The sequence below is a fragment of the Nitrospinota bacterium genome, from assembly GCA_029881495.1.
In the GTDB taxonomy this organism is placed as follows: Bacteria; Nitrospinota_A; UBA7883; order JACRGQ01; family JACRGQ01; genus JAOUMJ01.
Window position 1 is genome coordinate 1 of the sequence record JAOUMJ010000020.1, and the last position, 17,841, is coordinate 17,841.

The 17,841-nt window shown below is 51.9% G+C and carries 15 protein-coding genes; 8 read left to right on the plus strand and 7 right to left on the minus strand.

Going from position 1 to position 17,841, the window contains the following annotated elements; all coding sequences use genetic code 11:
- Positions 1-1,307, minus strand: a 1,307-nt coding sequence (locus OEY64_09275; protein ID MDH5543140.1) for a DUF3365 domain-containing protein, incomplete at its 3' end; no start/stop codon positions are given.
- Between the two features lie 537 nt (positions 1,308-1,844).
- Between OEY64_09275 and OEY64_09280 the strand changes: the two genes are divergently transcribed.
- The 3 genes from OEY64_09280 to OEY64_09290 all read left to right on the plus strand — a co-directional run bounded on the left by OEY64_09280 (position 1,845) and on the right by OEY64_09290 (position 6,956).
- Positions 1,845-4,292: a hypothetical protein gene (locus tag OEY64_09280; GenBank protein ID MDH5543141.1), complete on the plus strand. Its 2,448-nt coding sequence runs from the start codon at positions 1,845-1,847 to the stop codon at positions 4,290-4,292.
- Between the two features lie 70 nt (positions 4,293-4,362).
- Positions 4,363-4,749, plus strand: a complete 387-nt coding sequence (locus OEY64_09285; GenBank protein MDH5543142.1) for a cytochrome c3 family protein — start codon at positions 4,363-4,365, stop codon at positions 4,747-4,749.
- Between the two features lie 155 nt (positions 4,750-4,904).
- Complete coding sequence (locus OEY64_09290; protein MDH5543143.1) at positions 4,905-6,956, plus strand: cytochrome b/b6 domain-containing protein; 2,052 nt, start codon at positions 4,905-4,907, stop codon at positions 6,954-6,956.
- Between the two features lie 73 nt (positions 6,957-7,029).
- On the opposite strand, the gene OEY64_09295 is transcribed toward OEY64_09290, so the two are convergent.
- Positions 7,030-7,527 carry a cyclic nucleotide-binding domain-containing protein gene (locus OEY64_09295; protein MDH5543144.1) on the minus strand — a complete coding sequence of 166 codons (498 nt, stop codon included), beginning with the start codon at positions 7,525-7,527 and terminating at the stop codon, positions 7,030-7,032.
- A gap of 73 nt (positions 7,528-7,600) precedes the next feature.
- Positions 7,601-9,610 (minus strand): NapC/NirT family cytochrome c, encoded by a 2,010-nt coding sequence (locus OEY64_09300; GenBank protein ID MDH5543145.1) that lies wholly within the window; start codon positions 9,608-9,610, stop codon positions 7,601-7,603.
- A gap of 246 nt (positions 9,611-9,856) precedes the next feature.
- On the opposite strand from OEY64_09300, the gene OEY64_09305 reads away from it, so the two are divergent.
- On the plus strand, positions 9,857-10,267 hold the full coding sequence (locus OEY64_09305) for a hypothetical protein (protein MDH5543146.1): 411 nt from the start codon (positions 9,857-9,859) through the stop codon (positions 10,265-10,267).
- Positions 10,268-10,389: 122 nt separating this feature from the next.
- Here the strand turns inward: OEY64_09305 and OEY64_09310 are convergent, their stop codons facing one another.
- Both OEY64_09310 and OEY64_09315 read right to left on the minus strand, forming a co-directional pair.
- The gene (locus OEY64_09310; GenBank protein ID MDH5543147.1) at positions 10,390-11,403 is read right to left on the minus strand and encodes an Mrp/NBP35 family ATP-binding protein; all 1,014 of its coding nucleotides are present in this window, start codon (positions 11,401-11,403) and stop codon (positions 10,390-10,392) included.
- 8 nt (positions 11,404-11,411) lie between these two features.
- Positions 11,412-11,636 carry a NifU family protein gene (locus tag OEY64_09315; protein MDH5543148.1) on the minus strand — a complete coding sequence of 75 codons (225 nt, stop codon included), beginning with the start codon at positions 11,634-11,636 and terminating at the stop codon, positions 11,412-11,414.
- Between the two features lie 84 nt (positions 11,637-11,720).
- On the opposite strand from OEY64_09315, the gene OEY64_09320 reads away from it, so the two are divergent.
- Both OEY64_09320 and OEY64_09325 read left to right on the plus strand, forming a co-directional pair.
- On the plus strand, positions 11,721-12,752 hold the full coding sequence (locus tag OEY64_09320) for a glycosyltransferase (GenBank protein MDH5543149.1): 1,032 nt from the start codon (positions 11,721-11,723) through the stop codon (positions 12,750-12,752).
- Between the two features lie 65 nt (positions 12,753-12,817).
- The gene (locus OEY64_09325) at positions 12,818-14,011 is read left to right on the plus strand and encodes an FAD-dependent oxidoreductase (protein MDH5543150.1); all 1,194 of its coding nucleotides are present in this window, start codon (positions 12,818-12,820) and stop codon (positions 14,009-14,011) included.
- A 24-nt stretch (positions 14,012-14,035) separates the two neighbouring features.
- Here the strand turns inward: OEY64_09325 and folP are convergent, their stop codons facing one another.
- Together folP and OEY64_09335 are read right to left on the minus strand one after the other, a co-directional pair.
- Positions 14,036-14,866: a dihydropteroate synthase gene (gene folP, locus OEY64_09330; protein ID MDH5543151.1), complete on the minus strand. Its 831-nt coding sequence runs from the start codon at positions 14,864-14,866 to the stop codon at positions 14,036-14,038.
- Between the two features lie 3 nt (positions 14,867-14,869).
- A complete protein-coding gene (locus tag OEY64_09335; protein ID MDH5543152.1) occupies positions 14,870-15,130 on the minus strand; it encodes a CDGSH iron-sulfur domain-containing protein in 261 nt (86 codons plus the stop codon).
- A 115-nt stretch (positions 15,131-15,245) separates the two neighbouring features.
- Here OEY64_09335 and OEY64_09340 point away from each other — a divergent pair, with 115 nt between their 5' ends.
- Entirely contained in the window at positions 15,246-16,340 is a 1,095-nt protein-coding gene (locus OEY64_09340; protein MDH5543153.1) for a radical SAM protein, read from the plus strand.
- A gap of 109 nt (positions 16,341-16,449) precedes the next feature.
- Positions 16,450-17,751, plus strand: a complete 1,302-nt coding sequence (locus OEY64_09345; GenBank protein MDH5543154.1) for an SBBP repeat-containing protein — start codon at positions 16,450-16,452, stop codon at positions 17,749-17,751.
- The last annotated feature ends 90 nt before the right edge of the window (positions 17,752-17,841 follow it).

The following is a 17,841-nucleotide window of genomic DNA, read 5'->3' on the forward strand; positions in this document are numbered from 1 at the left end:
AGTCCATGGACCATCAGGCTCCTTGCCGGGAATTTGATGTCGATCGCTCCAAGTACGGATCCCCTTGCTCCGCGGGTATGACAGTCGCGGCATTTTCCATCCTCCTTTAGCGGGTAGAGGAAACGGAGAATATCCCCTTCTTCAGTCATTTCCATTTCGGTCCCTTCCCGGAGCATTTTCAATATTGCCGGGTCGCTCTCCCGCGCGGCTCTCTCACCGGGTAGCTCCCCGTACTGCGAGATCACCGAATCGCCGCGAAAAAGAGCAATCGACATCTTGAGTTCGTTCTTGTTCAGCCTCTCCACCATCTCCCTCACGGTCTTGCTCTCCCATCCCCTGATAAGGACAGTGTGGAGGCTTTCATATACAAGGTCGGCGGATTGTTGCGCGTCTTCCCTCACAAGGGTTGACAGCTGTCTCTCCTTTTCATCGGCCTTGCTCAGTACCCTCTGCCTTTTTTTGGCCTGTTCCACGGCGGTCTGCATCGATTTCGGCTTTACCAGCGGTTTTAACCGCTCTTTCATGGACGGAATTTTCGCTTTTACGGGGAAAGTTATCTCTATCACCCCGTTTATGTCCCCCGATTTTCCGTTCGTATGGCACTCAAGGCATGACTCCTCGGCGATTACCGGGTATATGAAACGCACGTCGTTCTCCCCCTGTGAGGTGAGGAGTTCTTTACCTTCCCTCAGGGCAGTCATGATATCTTTCTCCTTCTCTCTCGCCTCCCGTTCCCCTGCGGTCTCGCCAAACAGCTCAATTACGGGGTAGCCGCGGAAGATCCGTACAGTCATGTCCGGGTTTGTCTTTTTAAAATTCTTCAGCATCTGGGACAATTTCTCCCTGTCCCACCCCTTTTGCATAACTGAATAGAGCGACTGGAAAACAAGGGCGGAGGAGTTTCGCGCGCTGTTCGCGATCATTTCCAGAAAGCTTACAGGCTCCCCCTCGGCGTGGGGGATGGTAAGGAAATGGCAGTCTATGCACGGAACGTTTGCGTGCTTCCCTTCGGCCTTTTCGAGCCGTTCCTTGTGGCAAACAACGCACTCGTCGTCGCTGTAATAGACCGGTTCCGGCGCCATCTCCTCCAGAAGAGAATCGCCCCTGTATGGCCCGTACTGACCGAAAGAGTGCGGAACAAGAAAAGGCCTTGCGATAAGCCCGCCGACTATCAATATTCCAAGTATGATGAATGCCCGGTTGATATGCCTGTATGGGTTCATATGTTTGTATCCCGGCGACAGGTTTTCCGTGACGATATTCTGAAAGGCAAGAGTCCGCTTTTCCCCATCGAATAACCCAGCCATCCCTGAAAAGAGAATGAAATTATTTATGCTTGTAGAAATTATATCAGAGTTTCAAAGGGAATGTCATTGAAGAAACACGAAGTTATTCAGATTTTTGCCTACTGATTTAGTTATTTATAACAATTTTTAATAAGCCAAAAAAAAATATTATGGGACTCAGGTAACCGATAGTAGTAGTAATCGCATCTATAAAATGTTATAAATATGACATACAGTTGAAGTGGTTCAACTGTATATCCTGTGAATTCACAGATGGTATTTTTACCATCTGAGGAGTGGATGCACATGGTCGCAATATTTTGCTGCTGTTGCCCCGATAGGGACAGTCGGCCCTTTTCCTCTTCAAATCTCCGGTCGAATCCCTTTTCTATCTCCTGTTCCGGATTGCGAAGATATCTTTTCGATATCTCGTTTTCAAATCCCAGAAAACATAACGCTTCATCTACGTTTCCGTCAGCAGCGAAAGGGGGGAGCTTTTGACCGATTCAGTCCATTTGATATTCAATATGGGGTAATAATATTTGAGGAGGTATAACTATGAATGTCTATGTTCAGAGATTATTCATGTGTACCATTGTTCTGCTATTTGCGGCTCTGATTCTACCGTCATGCGACATTTTCAAAGAGGACGATAAGCCCACAACCACGACTGCTACGGTAGAGAAAACATATAAGGGCGAGGCTTTCACCAAATGTTTTGAATGCCATGGGGATACGCAGGCTGTAGGGGGCGTCTTGACCGTTTTCGGCGACAGCAATCAGGGTGCCGGCAAGCCTGGGTGGCTGAATGGCCCTCACGCGAACAACGAGACGGTTAATGCAGACCATTCAATATCGGATAACCATCCGGGCAACGACGGTTTCCCGTATTATGGCTATTCTGACCTCGGCCTGATATCCACCTGCACGCTTGACTGCCACGACCAGCTCGGTCAGGGGAAGCTGTTTGCCTCCTATGCGGCGAGCAGTACAGGTAGCGATGCTCTCGGATCTAAGGACAGGCCGATAGTTGCCTGCGCTTCATGTCACGGCGATGCATCAGAGCATATCGCGACTACTGGCAAGGATCTTGAATACAACTCTCCCGGACCGGCAAGATGCTCGCAGTGCCACAACTCATCGTTTGGGCACCAGCAGTATCACCCTGAAGGCGGGGACATTTTCGAGGACTACTCGCTTGCGAGCCATGCCAGCTCCATCAACGATCACAACTATGTTACCGACAGTACGACCGACGTAAGGGCGAAGTGCTCAAGGTGCCACACCGATGAAGGTGCAAGGAAGTATACACAGGCTATAAACAACGGGATAAACGGTACGGCTACCTATGATGAAATCGGTCAGGCATTCCCATCCGGTACCGAGGCAAAGGCAGATATTGCGAAGGCTTCGGTAGTTCAGTGCAGAACGTGCCACGATTCCCATAACCCGCACAGGCTTCTGGCAAAGACCGTAAAGGATTACGCAACGCTGAGTTCGGCGAGCGGTCTTGGATGGTCGGACCAGTTCATTACATGCACTTCCTGTCACCAACTGCTTAATGGCAGCAATATGGCCAATTTCAAGACCTACCATACGCCTGTAGACGAAACAGGCACAGTTGTTAACGCCTATGGAGCGTTCGGTGAACTGATAGTCGATACGCATTACGATATTCCAACGACGACCATCATTGAAGGATACGTCGTCGATCCAAAGGCGACGCACAGCACAAGCAAGGGGAATACAAACAGCGGTGCCTGTCTTGATTGCCATAACCAGCATGCGGCTGACCTCACCATCAACCGGCAGTGGGCGAAGTCCGCTCATGGCGGGCATATAGCCACGGTCAAGGCGACGGCTGAGGCCGCTGATGTAAAGACTGTCTATGCGGCTGGTGTTGACGACACTACCGGTCCGGCATGGGCACATTACGATTTCAAGGGGACAGATCGCTCATCGTGCCAGAGGTGCCATACCTCCACAGGGTTCAGGAATTTCGCCAATGATGCGGCCAACTATGATCCCGCGACAACGCCGAACGAATTCATCGCAACCGGCGAGCAGAGGGAGATGCTCTACTGCTGGGCCTGCCACATTGATAACAAAGGCGGACTCAGGGATCCCGGCGTGATGAGCGACACAACCTTGCCCAAACTGAATGACGGGCGCGTGGCTCTGATCGGCGATATTGGTGGTTCCAACATCTGCGTGTCGTGCCATTCCGGCAGGGCAAGCGGACAGGAGATACACGACTCCACCAAGACCTTCCCGATGAATGCGACGACCGGAACAAACTTCAGCGGGTTCAATTCGCACTACCTCACTGCGGGGGGGACGCTTTACAGGACCACAGGATACGAGTACACAGGCCATGTTGATACAACGGCAAATTACGATAACAAATCGTACTTTGCCCATATCGATATTGGCACCGTTACAGGTACTGGTTCCGAAGGGCCGTGCGTGGGATGCCACATGACTAACAACACCGAGAGCCACACGTTCAACCCGTTTGAGAAGGATGCGACAGGGGCGATAACGGCTATCAATACCACCACATGCGCGGCGTGCCACGCGCTTGGCGGTGATTACGAGATGACCGTTGCCAAGCTGAATACCGAGGAAGAGGAGTATCACGACTCGCTTGCGGCGCTGAAGGCTCAGCTTGCGGTGAAGGGGATTTACCACGGTTCCGGTTATCCCTACTTCTTCACGACATCGGTAACGGCAGATCAGACATCTGCGAATGCCTTCAAGTTGTGGGATTCCAAGAACACTCTTGGCGCGGCTTTCAACCTGAACCTCCTGGCCCACGAGCCGGGCGGATTCGCGCACAACAGGTATTACGTGAAGAGATTGATTTATGACTCCATAGATTGGCTGGATGACGGTCTGCTTAACGCTTCAGTCTCGACGACACTGGCGACCGCTACTCATACCCCATCGGTCTATGTTGCCGGGGCGACGGCATACCTGCTTAGTTCGACCAACGGAAGACCGTAAGGGTATAATTAGGATATGGCGCCGGCAGCTGTTGCCGGCGCCCCGATTAATGATTTAGCAAGGGGGTAATATGCGTCCTGAATTTGACTGCAAAAAGTATTTCTTCATCATTTTCGCACTGGTTGCCGGATTGCTGGCATTCCAGATGGCGATTCCGGAAGTTTCCTATTCAGCTGAGAAGGAGAAAAAAATACCCGAGCCATTCAATATGGTGAAGACCGGTGAATCCGCGGCTGTAGTTTTTACACACACTACCCACGCTGTCGACGCAAAGATCAAATGCACCGAATGCCACCCGAAAATGTTCAAGATGAAAATGGGGAAGACCGGCGAGAAGAACCCGATAACCATGGCGGCGATGGAGAAGGGGGAGTTCTGCGGGAAGTGCCATAACGGAAAGGATTCATTCGGGACGAAGGACGAGAAGAACTGCGTAAAGTGCCATTCGGTCAAGTAGGTTGCCTCGCTGGGATAGGGAGCCGCAGTTTTTCACTGCCGCTCCCGCTTCGGTCAGCCGGAGCGCCGGTCTTTGTGTTGTACTGTTAATGTTGCGGTACTGAAGTTGGTTTAGATATAGCTTGTGTGGGGATATTTTGTGAAGGACAACCTCTAATGGCAATAAACGGTTCTTCAATACGCCGGATGCTCTTCTACATTATTCCGTTCTTTTTTTTATCCATCCATGCTGGGGCGTCGGCGGAGGAGATCTGTCTTGGATGCCACGCCGATGCCGAACTGGAAATGGAGAGAGAAGGTGCGGCTGTCTCCCTGCATGTCGATGAAGATGTCTATTTAAAATCGGTCCATGGCGACATGGAGTGCGGCGACTGCCATATCGGTTATGACCCCGAAGATATACCTCATGCCAAGATATCAAAAACTGTCGACTGCGGCGCCTGCCATGCCGACGCGGTAGAGGAGTACGAATCAAGCGCGCATAACGCGGCGAGAAGCCACGGAGCGAATGAATCTCCCTCGTGCGTCAATTGCCACGGCAAGCATGACATCCTCCCCTCCAGGGATTCGAATTCGGCAAGTTACAGGCTTAACATCCCGGTGCTTTGCGGAAAGTGCCACAGCGAAAAGGGGGAGGCGACAAGGTCGAACGGAAGGGGAGATCTGGCGGTTTTCTTTGACTACTCTACCAGCGTTCACGGGAGAGGGGTTGCCGAAAAGGGGCTCCTGCCGTCGGCCATCTGCTCCGACTGCCACCAGGGGCACAAGGTGCTGAAGGTCGACAATCCCGATTCACCCGTGAACAGACGGAACGTGTCGGCAACATGCGGGACGTGCCATCGAGGAATGCTCGACAGGTACATGAAAGGGGTTCACTATTCGGCGGATGAACGGGAGATGGCAAAACTGCCGACATGCGCCGACTGCCACTCCGCTCACCACATAACCGAAGTCGACAAGAACCTGTTCATGCGCGAGGTGACGCACCAGTGCGGAACATGCCACGCGGATCTTTCGGAAACCTATCTTCAGACCATACATGGCAAGGCATATCAGCTCGGTTACGACAAGGTTGCCCGCTGTTCGGACTGCCACGACCCCCATCTTGCATTGATGGTATCGAATCCCGATTCATCCGTAGGGGAGAATAACCGGCTGAATACCTGCCGGAAGTGCCACCCCGATGCTACTGCAGGTTTCGCCGAGTACCTCACGCACGCGACGCACACCGACAGGGAGAAATACCCGGCGCTATATTACACATACATCGCCATGACGTCGCTTCTTGTCGGGGTGTTCGCCTTTTTCGGGATACATACCATCTTGTGGCTCCCTACAGCTCTAAGGGAGAGGAAAAAATTCAGGGATATCGACAAGGGGGACGCGCCGGAGCGGTACGTTATCCGCTTCAACCTTGCCGAGAGGATGACGCATCTTTTTGTAGTGCTGAGTTTTCTCCTGCTGGCGCTTACCGGGATGATGCTTAAATTCTCCTCGATGCAGTGGGCGCTGGTTGCATCTAAACTGATGGGTGGGGTGGAAGTGGCCGGAGCGATTCACAGATTCTGCGCCATAATCACATTCGGATATTTCGTTTACCATTTTTACTATCTTCTGAATAAAAAGCGGAGTAGCGGCAGAGGGTGGAAATATTTCCTTTTTGAAGGGGACACACTCGTGCCGGCGCTCAGTGATCTGAAGGATTTCATGGCGAATATCAAATGGTTCCTCGGCCTCGGCCCGCGCCCGAAATTCGGAAGGTGGACATACTGGGAGAAGTTCGATTATCTCGCGGTTTTCTGGGGTGTGCCGGTTATCGGCATCTCAGGGCTTGTCCTCTGGTTCCCGGAATTCTTCGGCGCGTTCTTCCCGGGATGGGCGATAAACGTCGCGATGATAATCCACAGCGATGAGGCGCTCCTGGCCGTGGGCTTCATCTTCACGATACATTTTTTCAATACCCACCTGAGGCCGGAAGCGTTCCCGATGGACAAGGTGATCTTTTCAGGCGTAGTGCCGGAGGAGAAGTACAGGGAGGAGCGCGAGCGCGAATATGAAGAGCTTTCCGCGAGCGGGAAACTGGAAGAGCGCGTCGTGACCGAAGGGTACCGGGATTGGGACGGCTATATATACGCTTTCGGCGGCATATTCCTCGGCACCGGCATCGTCCTTGTCCTGCTGATCATCTACTCGATGCTGTTCGGGTAAATTTCCCTTTCGCGGATTACATCGAAAGTCTGGGGGCGAGCGAGCCTTGCCCCCAAACAGGTATTATTCACTTCTACTCGTTCAGCGAGACGTGAGGGACGTTATGTTTGTAAACGTCTATCAGCTCGGAGACAAGCTCGGCAACTTCAGGCGTAAGCCCTCTTGGTATTTGCATCCTGTCTTCGGGGATAACGGGGATGTCCCTCGCCATTCTTTTGAGGCTCCTTATGTGGTTTTCAAGAACGATCACCTCTATCATGCTTTCAATGTCGTCCTTCATGTTTGAAGGGATGTCGTGCTTCAATGCCCCTTTGATGGCATCCACGGAGAAGACCTCGGTTTCGATATCGGTTTCGGCCTTGATGGACGCGCTGTGTATTCTATCTTCCCTCAGCGCGGATGTGAACCCAAGATAGATCGGCTTATCGCCGTTCTTCATATCGATCTCTCTTATCATGTTCCCGTTCTCGTGGTAAGAGACCTTCCCCTTGTAAAGTTTGTAGATGAAATATGCAGGGGTATCCCCTTCGGTGATTATCCACTGCCCAGCCTTGAAATTTTTCCTTTCCATGATCCTACCTCCCAGAAAAATATTGATCCTCCATGCAGGTCATGTTGTTATCTGCGTTTTATTACTGTTGGCATTACTCCTTTTTGTAGCCAAGCGGGGTGACCACCTTGTCGAGCTGTTCCATGTATGCCGAACCCGCCTGATCGATGGCAAGGGGATTATGAACCCCTCTGCTTCCGTCGCTTTTTATATCATTGAGAAATTCTTCGACTTCCTTAATTTCGGACATCTCCAAAATATCGGGATTTTCCGCTCTCAGGAAATCGAGTTTCAGGCTTATCTCGGTGATAAGTTCCGCAACCGTATCCTGCCATTCGGTCATCATCGCCTCGTAACCGGGATCGTGGCAGTCGAGACATATCTCCTTTTGGGGCCTTGCGATGTCGACCAGTTCTCCATGACACCCTTCGCATTCAACCGCGTCTCCCATCAGATTTGCCTGCCCATCGGAAAACTTCCATAGCCCGCCATAGATTTCAGTTTGAAGCTGATGGCAGTCGGGACACCCTTTTTTCACTGTCTCCCTGTGATGGCAATCGGCACATTCCGGCTTGGTTATCTTCAGGTTGCCATGCCTGCCGTTGGCGGAGTGGCAATCGGTGCAGACGCGCCCCCTCTCAAGATGGTTCTTGTGGCTGAATGTGAGGCCGGCGAACGACGGCTTCTGCTGTTTGATATCGAAATGGCAGGTTAGGCATTCCATCTTTTGCATATCCCCGGTGACGATGGAGGGGAGCGTGTAGTTTGAGCCGATAAGCGTTGCCGCCTCCTTCTGCATTTCGAACGAAGATGCCAGGAGGTCGTTTGCGTAGCGTATGTTATGCAGGCTCTTCCCGTTTTCCACCATGTCCATGTTGTACTGGGCGTCGGCAAGCAGTTCTTCCGCCTTTGCAGTTTTATCCCTGTCCATTTTCGATGCTTTGACGTCCACCCTCAGGGTGTTCATTATCTTTTTCAGCTGGGCCATCTTTTTGCCGGTAGATTTCTCCCATTCGGCAAGGAGCTTTCCAAGCCCGGGCTCGTGGCAGGCGTCGCACGATTTCTCTCTTGCGACGAAAGTAGCCTCGTCCCCTTTTCCGCTAGCGACGTCTCCGTGAAAAATGTGGCATCCGCGGCAGTTGAGGCCTATTTCAAACATCTTGCTGGGGTGCTCCTTTGCGTTTTTGCCTCCGGTGCCAGAGAAGAGCGCTTTTTTGGCGTCGTGGTGCGTCGGATGGCAGGTGAGGCATTCCGCTCTTGTCTGGATATCCTTTTTGCTTATCCGGTGGTCGATAGCCATATGGCAATTGAGGCATTCGATCTTATGAACTGCGATATGCTGTTCATGCATCAGCGTGGTATTTTCGAACTGCTCCAGCCTTTCGGCCTCCCAGTGGCAGGTGAAACAGCTCTGCCTGTAAACAGGCGCGTCACCCACTATCGTGCCGGAATGGCAATCCGTGCACCCCAGTTTTTTCTCGATAATCTGGGTATGATCGTATTTCAGCACACCGTCGCGCGATTTCTCCAGCATGATTTTCCTTGAATGGCAGGTGGTGCATTCGGAAAGTTTCTCGCCGGTGTCTTCGGCATTCTTGAAGTGGCAGATGAAGCATGTGCTTTCGGTCACCGATATGTGTTCCCCCTGCACTATCTGTGAATGGCACGACGTGCATCTCAGCTTCTTCCCTCTCCTCAGTTCTGTAAGGTGATGCTTGTGGTCGAATACTATCCCTTCGAGGAACTCAACCTCCCCTTCGAGGAGCCGGGTTTCGTGGCACCCTTCCCTCAGGCAGCTCTCATCAGGTATCTCCGCCCAGGGTTTCGATTTTTTATAGGCCAGGCTTACGTATTTCACTATCTGGACAAGCCCTTCCATTTTCCCCCGTATCTTGTTCTTCAGGCCGGGGGCGAAGTGGCACTGAATGCACTCAATATCGGCGTGTTTGGATGTTTTCCAGCTGTCGTAAAACGTCTGCATGTAGTGGCAGGAGGTGCAAAAGCCGGATTGCGACGTATAGATCGCGGAAATGGAGATTATTATTGTCAGAGCGACCGCGACTGCAATCGCTATAAGAGAGTACTTTTTTACATTGTCACTCAAAGTACTGCGCCCCACTCACTCACGAACATTTGTTTTCTATGAGCATGATACTTAGGTGCGGTCAACTGTAAACGGGCTTTAATTCCACGCCGACCCGATACCTTCCCTTGTCACATTATAGCACTCTTTCTATATCATTTCTTTGCCGCCATCATTGTCGATTGAACCGAGGTACCGCTGAATTTCCTTCAAAGTATCGCTTCAGAATGGTAGTTTTAATTCATGGGACGCCTGCAAAAGACCAATATGAAAGCCGTTGGCTGGATATTGTCTCTCCTCGGGCTTGCATTACTCGGATTGATCCTCTTTTATCCGGCAGGGAGTGGAACGCCCGGTACCACGGGTTCAGACACGCAGAATATAGAAAAACTCCCGTTTGTTCTGAATAACGGCATATTCTGGTTCACCGATACCGGCGACGAAAAACCTGTACGCTTCAACCACTTCGATCACCAGCGTGCGCACCCCGATTGCCGAACCTGCCACGATTCGATTTTCCTGATGGAGCCGGGGAGTACCGACGTAGAGGGTGCGCTGGATCATGCGAACATGGGGGCCGGGCTCTTCTGCGGCAGGTGTCACAACGGTAGGAAGGCGTTTTCGCTCAATGAAGAGTGCGAAATGTGCCACCTCGAAAAAGAGGATCCTGAAAAATAAAGTAGAAGAACCGCAGAAATGTATCAGCAGTTTTTTTTATTTCTCCTTTTGTCTCTCCCCTTCTTGCCTGGCGGCAAGGGGGGAGTTTCAAAAATGGCGTTTTGCTGGCAGGGTAGCTTGCGCTACCCCTTTGCGAGGTTCCTTGCGATGTCGCGGAAGAGGTCGGAGATCTTTCCGTCGCCAAGCGCGATAGGTTCTCCGCTGTCGCCTGTTTCGGTGATCTTCCCCTCAAGCGGTATTTCGCCGAGGAGCGGGAGATCGAACCTCTCCGATTCCTTTTTGCCTCCGCCGTGACCGAATATGTGCGATTCCTTTTCGCAGTGCGGGCAGAGGAATCCGGACATGTTCTCGATTATCCCAAGTATCCTTGAGTCGGTCTGGTTGAACATGTTGATGGCTTTTTCAACGTCGGCAAGCGCCACGTTCTGCGGAGTTGTTACCACTACCGCGCCGTAAATAGGCAACGACTGTATAAGCGTTATCTGCACGTCGCCCGTTCCCGGAGGGAGGTCAAGGAGGAGGTAATCAAGCTCGCCCCAGTCAACGTCGTAAAAGAACTGTTTAATGATTTTTCCAATTAACGGTCCGCGCCAGATTAGCGCCTTGTCTTTCTCGAGGAGAAAGCCGATCGACATCGTTCTTATTCCGTATTTGTCGACAGGGCGCAGTTTGCCGTCGTTCCCCTGGTTTTGGAGCCCTTCTATTCCGAGCATTATCGGCACCGACGGGCCGTAAACGTCCAGATCAAGGAGGCCGACCTTGTACCCCTCTTTTGCAAGCGCGATGGCGAGGTTTGCGCTGACGGTGGATTTCCCTACGCCCCCTTTTCCGCTCGCTACCGGGATGATCTTCTTTACGCCGGGGATATCCTTCTTGGGTGGTGGCTCTTTGCGCGGCGGCTCATGCGACGTGCTTCCGAAGGTCGCTTCCACTTTCAGGTTGAGCGCCACAAGAGCGTCTTCGATATTTTTTACAAGCGCCGCCTTGAACTCCTCGTCGGCATGGATAGGTTTCAACCTGATCTTTACCAGGTCGCCGGAGAGGGAGAACTCCTCCACGATGTCGAGGGTCATTATGTCCTGCTCGAATCCGGGATATTTTACGTTTTTAAGCGCGGCAAATATTTTCTCTTTCATTTGGCCCTCTATCCTATCGCCTGAACGGCTTTTACGCCGGGGACTCTCTCCATGACTACCCTTTCAATACCCTGCTTCAGGGTCATTGTGGAGCTTGGGCATCCCGAACATGCTCCCTGCAGGCGTACAAGGACTACGCCGTCGCTGTTTACGTCAACCAACTCAACATTCCCGCCGTCGTTTTTCAACATCGGGCGAATTTCATCAAGCGCTTTTTCCACTGCTTCTCTCATAACTGCATCCTCTCAATATCTGGTCATGTCTGCTTTAATAGTGATGTTCCAATTCAACCCTATGATAGCTTATGGTGGAATCCGATGGTTATGACTTTTGTTAATAGCGCCGAACCGGGACTTGTTTCCGTGCACCTCCCGGTGAGAAACGGCGAGAGGCATATCGCGGAAGCTGTCGAATCGATACTGGCGCAGAGCTTGAGGGATTTTGAGCTGGTATTGGTCGACCACTCATCCACGGACGGCACCCCCGGAATTCTTTCTGATTTTGCAGGAAAGGATGGGAGGGTAAATCTGCTCCGGTACGAGGGGGATAATTTTATCGAATCCCTCAACTTCGGACTGTCACGTTGCAGAGGCGAATTCATAGCGAGGATGGATAGCGACGACATTTCCTCTCCTGAACGTCTTGAGCTACAGCTTGGATACCTGAGGGAGAATCCCGGCATTGCCGTTGTCGGTTCCGGCGTGGAGATATTCGGCGAAGATGTGATGGAAGGTTACAGGCGGTATGAGGAGTGGATCAATTCCATTTCAAAGCCGGATGAGATAAAGCGGGAGATCTTCGTGGAAAGCCCCCTTCCAAATCCGTCGGTGATGATGAGACGCGTCTACATGGAAAGGATGGGGGGATACGAGGATCACGGATGGCCTGAGGATTACGATCTCTGGCTCCGCTCCGTGCTGAAAGGGGAGCCTATGGCGAAACTCCCTGAAAAACTGCTGAGGTGGAGGGAGCATGGAAAGCGATTGACAAGGAACAGCAGACGCTACTCAAAAAAAAGTTTTCTGAAAGTTCGCGCGTACTACCTCACGCGCTTCCTTGAAGGGAGAAAGATCGTTTTGCACGGGACCGGCCCGACAGGGAAGATATTGGGGAGATACCTTCTAGATTACGGAGCCGACCTCAAGGCGTATCTCGATATAAATCCACGCAAGGCGGGGGGTACGAAAAACGGGCTCCCTGTTTATCCCGCTTCGGAAAAGGGGAGATTCAGGAGAGATGGGTATATGCTCCTTGCGGCGGTCACGTCGTGGGGGGCGCGGGATGATATCAAGAGCGAAGCGGAGATCGCCGGTTATGTGGAAGGGGTCGATTTTATTTGTTGTTCATGAGCAGGTATAATGCGGGATAAAGGTTCTTCTATCTCCGGCAGTTTGGCAATTGAAAGGATTTCAAATTGAAATATCTGATAATCGGCAACGGTATTGCGGGAATTACGGCGGCGGAAAATATCCGAAAGGCAGATCCGCGCGGCGAGATAAAGATATTGACTGATGAAAAGTACCCGTTCTACAGCCGCATCCGGCTTATTGATTTCCTCTCGCGCAACATGAAAGAGGAGACACTTATCATGAAAGGGGAGAAGTGGTACGCGGACAACGGGATAGAGCTTCTCTCAGGCGCAAGGGGGGAAAAGATAGATCACGCTTCAAGGAAGGTGGAAACCGATGATGGTTCCGCGATCGGGTACGACAAGCTTCTCATCGCGACCGGCGGGGTGTCGTTCGTTCCGCCGTTCCCAGGCGCGGAGCGCGAAGGGGTATTTACGCTAAGGACGCTGGATGACGCGAAAGCGATAAACAGTTATGCGGGGAAAAATAAAAGAGTAGTCATCGTCGGCGGCGGTGTGCTGGGGCTTGAGGCGGGATTCAACCTGATACAGGCAGGAAACAGTGTTGAGGTGGTTGAATTTTTCCCGAGGCTCCTTCCGAGACAGATGGACGGGAACGGAGCAGCAGTTCTTCAAAACCAGCTTGAATCATTCGGCTTCCGCTTTTACTTAAACGCAAAGACGAAAGAGATCACCGGCGAGGGTAAGGCCGACGGCTTGTTGCTTGAGGACGGCAGACGCATCGAGGCGGATATGGTGATAGTTTCAGCAGGGGTCAGGCCGGCAGATACGCTTGCCAAGGATCTCGGTCTGCAGATAGGGAAAGGGGTTGTGGTGAACGACAGGATGGAAACATCCATTGAAGGGATATACGCGGCCGGGGACGTTATCGAACACAATGGGATCTTCTACGGCCTTTGGGCGGCGTCGATGGCGCAGGGAGAGACCGCCGGAAAAAACATGGCGGGGGTAGAAGCACTGTACAAAGGGACGATCATGTCGAATTCGCTGAAGGTGGCGGGGGTAAAGCTCTTTTCCGCGGGGGATATCGACGCGGATGGGAAGTATGACGACATCACCTTCGCGGACAGTGTGGCGCATGTATATAAAAAGATGGTTATCAAGGATGGCAAAATAATTGGGATCATCCTTTACGGCGACGTTGGCCCGCGCATGAAGCTGGTAAAGGCGATGGAAGAGAAGAGGGATATAAGCGGCTTGCGCGACGCCCTCGCAAAGTGGGATATCAGCGCGCTCTGATAGAGAAGAAGGAGAGCCCGATCTTTATTTGCTGCGGATGATCCTTTTTGCCACCGCAAGCGCCTGCACATGCGGTGCAACGTCATGGACGCGGATGATTGCCGCGCCTCTTTCAGCCGAGTAGAGGTGCGAGGCGATACTTCCGCCGAGCCGGTCGGCTGTATCCGCGCCTGTCAATTTTCCGATGAACGATTTCCTCGACGCGCCGACCATCACAGGGTAGCCGAGACGCGCGAGCCTCCCTGTTTCATGAATGAGCCTCAGGTTGTGTCCCACCGTTTTTCCAAATCCTATTCCGGGGTCGATGATGATATTCCTGACGCCGCTTTTTTTAAGCGTCTTTGCGCGCTCTTTCAGAAAAGCGGAGACCTCCTTTACCACGTCTCCGTATTTCGGATTTTTCTGCATGGTGCGGGGATTCCCTTTCATATGCATGACGATGACAGGTTTTTTGCATTTCGCGGCGACAGCGAGCATTTCGGGATCGATGAAACCGGTTATGTCGTTAATCGCGTCGGCTCCGGCGGATATGGCGGAGAGCGCGACTTCCGGTTTGCAGGTGTCGATGGAGATGGGAACGGACGACCTTTTCCTCAGCGCCTCTATGACAGGTATTACCCTCTTCAGCTCTTCACGTAGAGTTACCCCCTCCGCGCCGGGCCGTGACGATTCCCCCCCTATGTCGAGAAGTTCCGCCCCTTCCTCTTCCATGCGGAGCCCGTTTCGGACGGCGTTCTCAAGAGTGTAGGAAACGCCGCCGTCGCTGAAGGAGTCGGGCGTTACATTCAAGATGCCGGCAATGACAGTTCTCCCCGGTTTTATGGAGGTACGCCCTATCTTGAACGGGGTGAACACTTCTTAGAGCTTTGTATGGGTACCGTCGCACCACGGTTTTTTCTTGGTATGTTTGCACATGCACCACGGATAGGAGTCGGCCTCCTCTATATCGACACGGAACGCGGCGACATCGGTTCCTTCATACTCGGTCCCTTTGTGCGTGTTATCGCAGAACGGCTGGTCCTTCGAGAGTCCGCAACCGCACCATATGTAGGTTCCCTCCTCCATCTCGAGTACCTTAGGGTTTTTTCCGGCGATTTTGGGTTTAGGCGCATCGGACATGAGGATCCTCCTTTTGAATAATCGGTTATTCAGTTTTGTTTTAAGATATCAACGTCATATTACCAGTTTCAGACGGTATAACAAAAACGGGAACTTTGCCGATATACTTTAATAGATGAATTATTCGAAGCTGTACGACATGGCGCTCGCGGCATACACGAAACTTCCATACCATTTCGGCATGGGAAGGGCCTTCAGGCCGTTGAGCCTGTTCATTGAAGTGACATACCGCTGCAATTTCAGGTGCAACATGTGCCAGTTCCTCAACATCATGGACGATCCACGACTGAACGAGAAGAAGGGGGAGGAGCTTACCCTCGACGAGATGAGATCGGCCATCGACCAGGTGAGCAGGCTGGGGATGATAGTTTTTACCGGAGGGGAGCCGCTTCTGCGAAGGGATATCATGGAGGCGGTGCGATACGCATCTGAAAAACGGAAGAGCTACCTTGTCACCAACGGTGTCCTGCTTACCGAGGATATCTCCCGTGAATTCGTTTCGCTTGGATGCCGCACCCTGCTCCATCCCGGCATGGCTTCGGTGGGGATATCGCTCGAAGGGCCGGAAGCGGTACACGACAATATCGTGAACGCCAAGGGTTCGTATCAGAAAATAATCGGGAACGTGAAAAAGCTGGTCGAGCTGAAGAGGAGAACGGGGAAGTCGTATCCTGTCATTGCGCTTAAATGCGTAATGACAAGGCATAACGCGAATCATCTAGACGAGCTGTACCGGCTGGCGGAAGAGGTAGGGGTCGATATATTCAATCCGATAGCCCATTACGACATTCCGAACACCAACCGGCTCGAAATGGATAGCACCCCCGATCTCACAAAGGAGCCGAAGCCGGAAAACGGTATCGATATCGGCCTTCTTGAAAAGGAGATAGACGCGATGGTTCGGCGTTCCGCCGGTTCAAAGGTTCAGTTGCGCCTCACCCCTCCCGCACTCCCTCCGGAGGATATTGTCGCCATATATAGAGGGGATCTCGATATGTCGAACAAGCACTGTCATACCCCATGGGGTACGGCGCTCCTCTCCGCTTACGGCGAAGTTACGCCATGCTCCAATTATCCGGCGGGGAATATCAGGAAAGAGCCGTTCATGAAGATATGGAACGGGGAGAGGATGAGGCTGTTCCGGGATAAGCTCAAGAAAAACCGCATTTTCCCCGGATGCGCCGCCTGCTGTTCCATCTTGCCAGAATAATTTTGTCTTCCGGCTGTATCTGTTTATAATAGCCCGAAGTATGAAGTATCAGTGCTTTGGTACTGGCGGTATGCCGAAACCGGCATGTAACTATTTGGGGGTAGCGGTGATGAATGTATTTGGCAGGTTTTCAGTTCTTATCGCGGGGTCTCTTTTTCTGATTACGTGTGCCGCGGATCCTGAAGACAACGTTGATCCGAATACGCTTGCACCCAACGCGTCAACTCCGACATGGTCACAGCTCCTCGGCGGAGCCAGGGACGATTACGGCAATGCGATGGCGATAGATTCAAGCGGAAACTCCTATATCACCGGCGTTTCTCATGGGGATATGGATGAAAATTCCAATTCCGGTGATACAACCGATTCCAACAGTAGTTCCGACATGTTCATAGCCAAGTATGGTTCTACGGGGGTAAAAGCATGGTCGAAACTTATTGGCACACCGTCCAACGACATGGGGTATGGAATTGCGATAGATTCCAGCAACAATATTTATGTGACTGGCGGAACAAACGGTAGCCTTTCAGGTACCAACGCGGGAAACGAGGATTGTTTCATAGCAAAGTACGATTCGGAAGGGAACGAAAAGTGGATAAAGCAGTTCGGTTCCAGCGGCTTTGAAAGAGCAAACGACATAGCGGTCGATTCGGCAGGCAATATCTATGTCACCGGATACAGCGACGGGAATATTTTTACAAACACCAATCTTGGAAAAGCGGATGTCCTCGTCGGAAAGTTCGATTCCGAAGGGCAGGTTGTATGGGTAAAGACATTCGGGACCATTGAGCTGGATAAAGCCAACGGTGTTGCGGTTGACGAGGAGTTCAACGTTTATGTCACCGGCTACACCGAGGGAGGCTTTGGCGGTACAAACCTTGGCAAGAAGGATATTTTTATTTTCAAGCTTGATCCAAATGGGGTTGTGCTCTGGCCCAAACTTATAGGTGGTGCCGAGTCCGATTCTGGCAATGCGATTGCAGTAGACAATACAGGCAATATATACATTACCGGTTTTCTCGGAGGGGATTTCTTCATAGGGAAGTACGATACTGAAAGCCTTGAGGTATGGCCCGCCGTTACTTTCGGCGGCTTTTCGATGGATAGCGGAAACGACATAGTGCTCGACGAGAGCGGCAATATCTACGCAACCGGTACGACCGAGAATATCACTTTCGACGGTCTTATCAGTTCCGGCGGGCCCGAAATATTCGTCATCAAGTACGATAACAGCGGAGTGAAACAGTGGTCGAAGCTATTCGGTAGTTCCGATGTGAACCACGGCAACAGCATTGCAACGAGATATATGGACGGAAATCAGAGGGTCTATGTCGCCGGTGATACCGTCGGTGATTATGGAAGTAATCCGTCAAACGGAAGGCACGACGCGCTGATAATGAAAATCCAGTAGCCCCGAGTTCCGCCGAGGCTAAAAGCGAAATTTCTTTTTACCGCCATAGCTTGACAAAGCCGACACCCGGTCTTATTGAAATCAATTAAC

Bases quoted from the DNA above. Each gene is read 5' to 3' on its own strand.
- OEY64_09280 (MDH5543141.1), top strand. From the start codon at position 1,845: ATGAATGTCTATGTTCAGAGATTATTCATGTGTACCATTGTTCTGCTA.
- OEY64_09285 (MDH5543142.1), top strand. From the start codon at position 4,363: ATGCGTCCTGAATTTGACTGCAAAAAGTATTTCTTCATCATTTTCGCA.
- OEY64_09290 (MDH5543143.1), top strand. From the start codon at position 4,905: ATGGCAATAAACGGTTCTTCAATACGCCGGATGCTCTTCTACATTATT.
- OEY64_09295 (MDH5543144.1), bottom strand. From the start codon at position 7,527: ATGGAAAGGAAAAATTTCAAGGCTGGGCAGTGGATAATCACCGAAGGG.
- OEY64_09305 (MDH5543146.1), top strand. From the start codon at position 9,857: ATGAAAGCCGTTGGCTGGATATTGTCTCTCCTCGGGCTTGCATTACTC.
- OEY64_09310 (MDH5543147.1), bottom strand. From the start codon at position 11,403: ATGAAAGAGAAAATATTTGCCGCGCTTAAAAACGTAAAATATCCCGGA.
- OEY64_09315 (MDH5543148.1), bottom strand. From the start codon at position 11,636: ATGAGAGAAGCAGTGGAAAAAGCGCTTGATGAAATTCGCCCGATGTTG.
- OEY64_09320 (MDH5543149.1), top strand. From the start codon at position 11,721: ATGGTTATGACTTTTGTTAATAGCGCCGAACCGGGACTTGTTTCCGTG.
- OEY64_09335 (MDH5543152.1), bottom strand. From the start codon at position 15,130: ATGTCCGATGCGCCTAAACCCAAAATCGCCGGAAAAAACCCTAAGGTA.
- OEY64_09340 (MDH5543153.1), top strand. From the start codon at position 15,246: ATGAATTATTCGAAGCTGTACGACATGGCGCTCGCGGCATACACGAAA.
- OEY64_09345 (MDH5543154.1), top strand. From the start codon at position 16,450: ATGAATGTATTTGGCAGGTTTTCAGTTCTTATCGCGGGGTCTCTTTTT.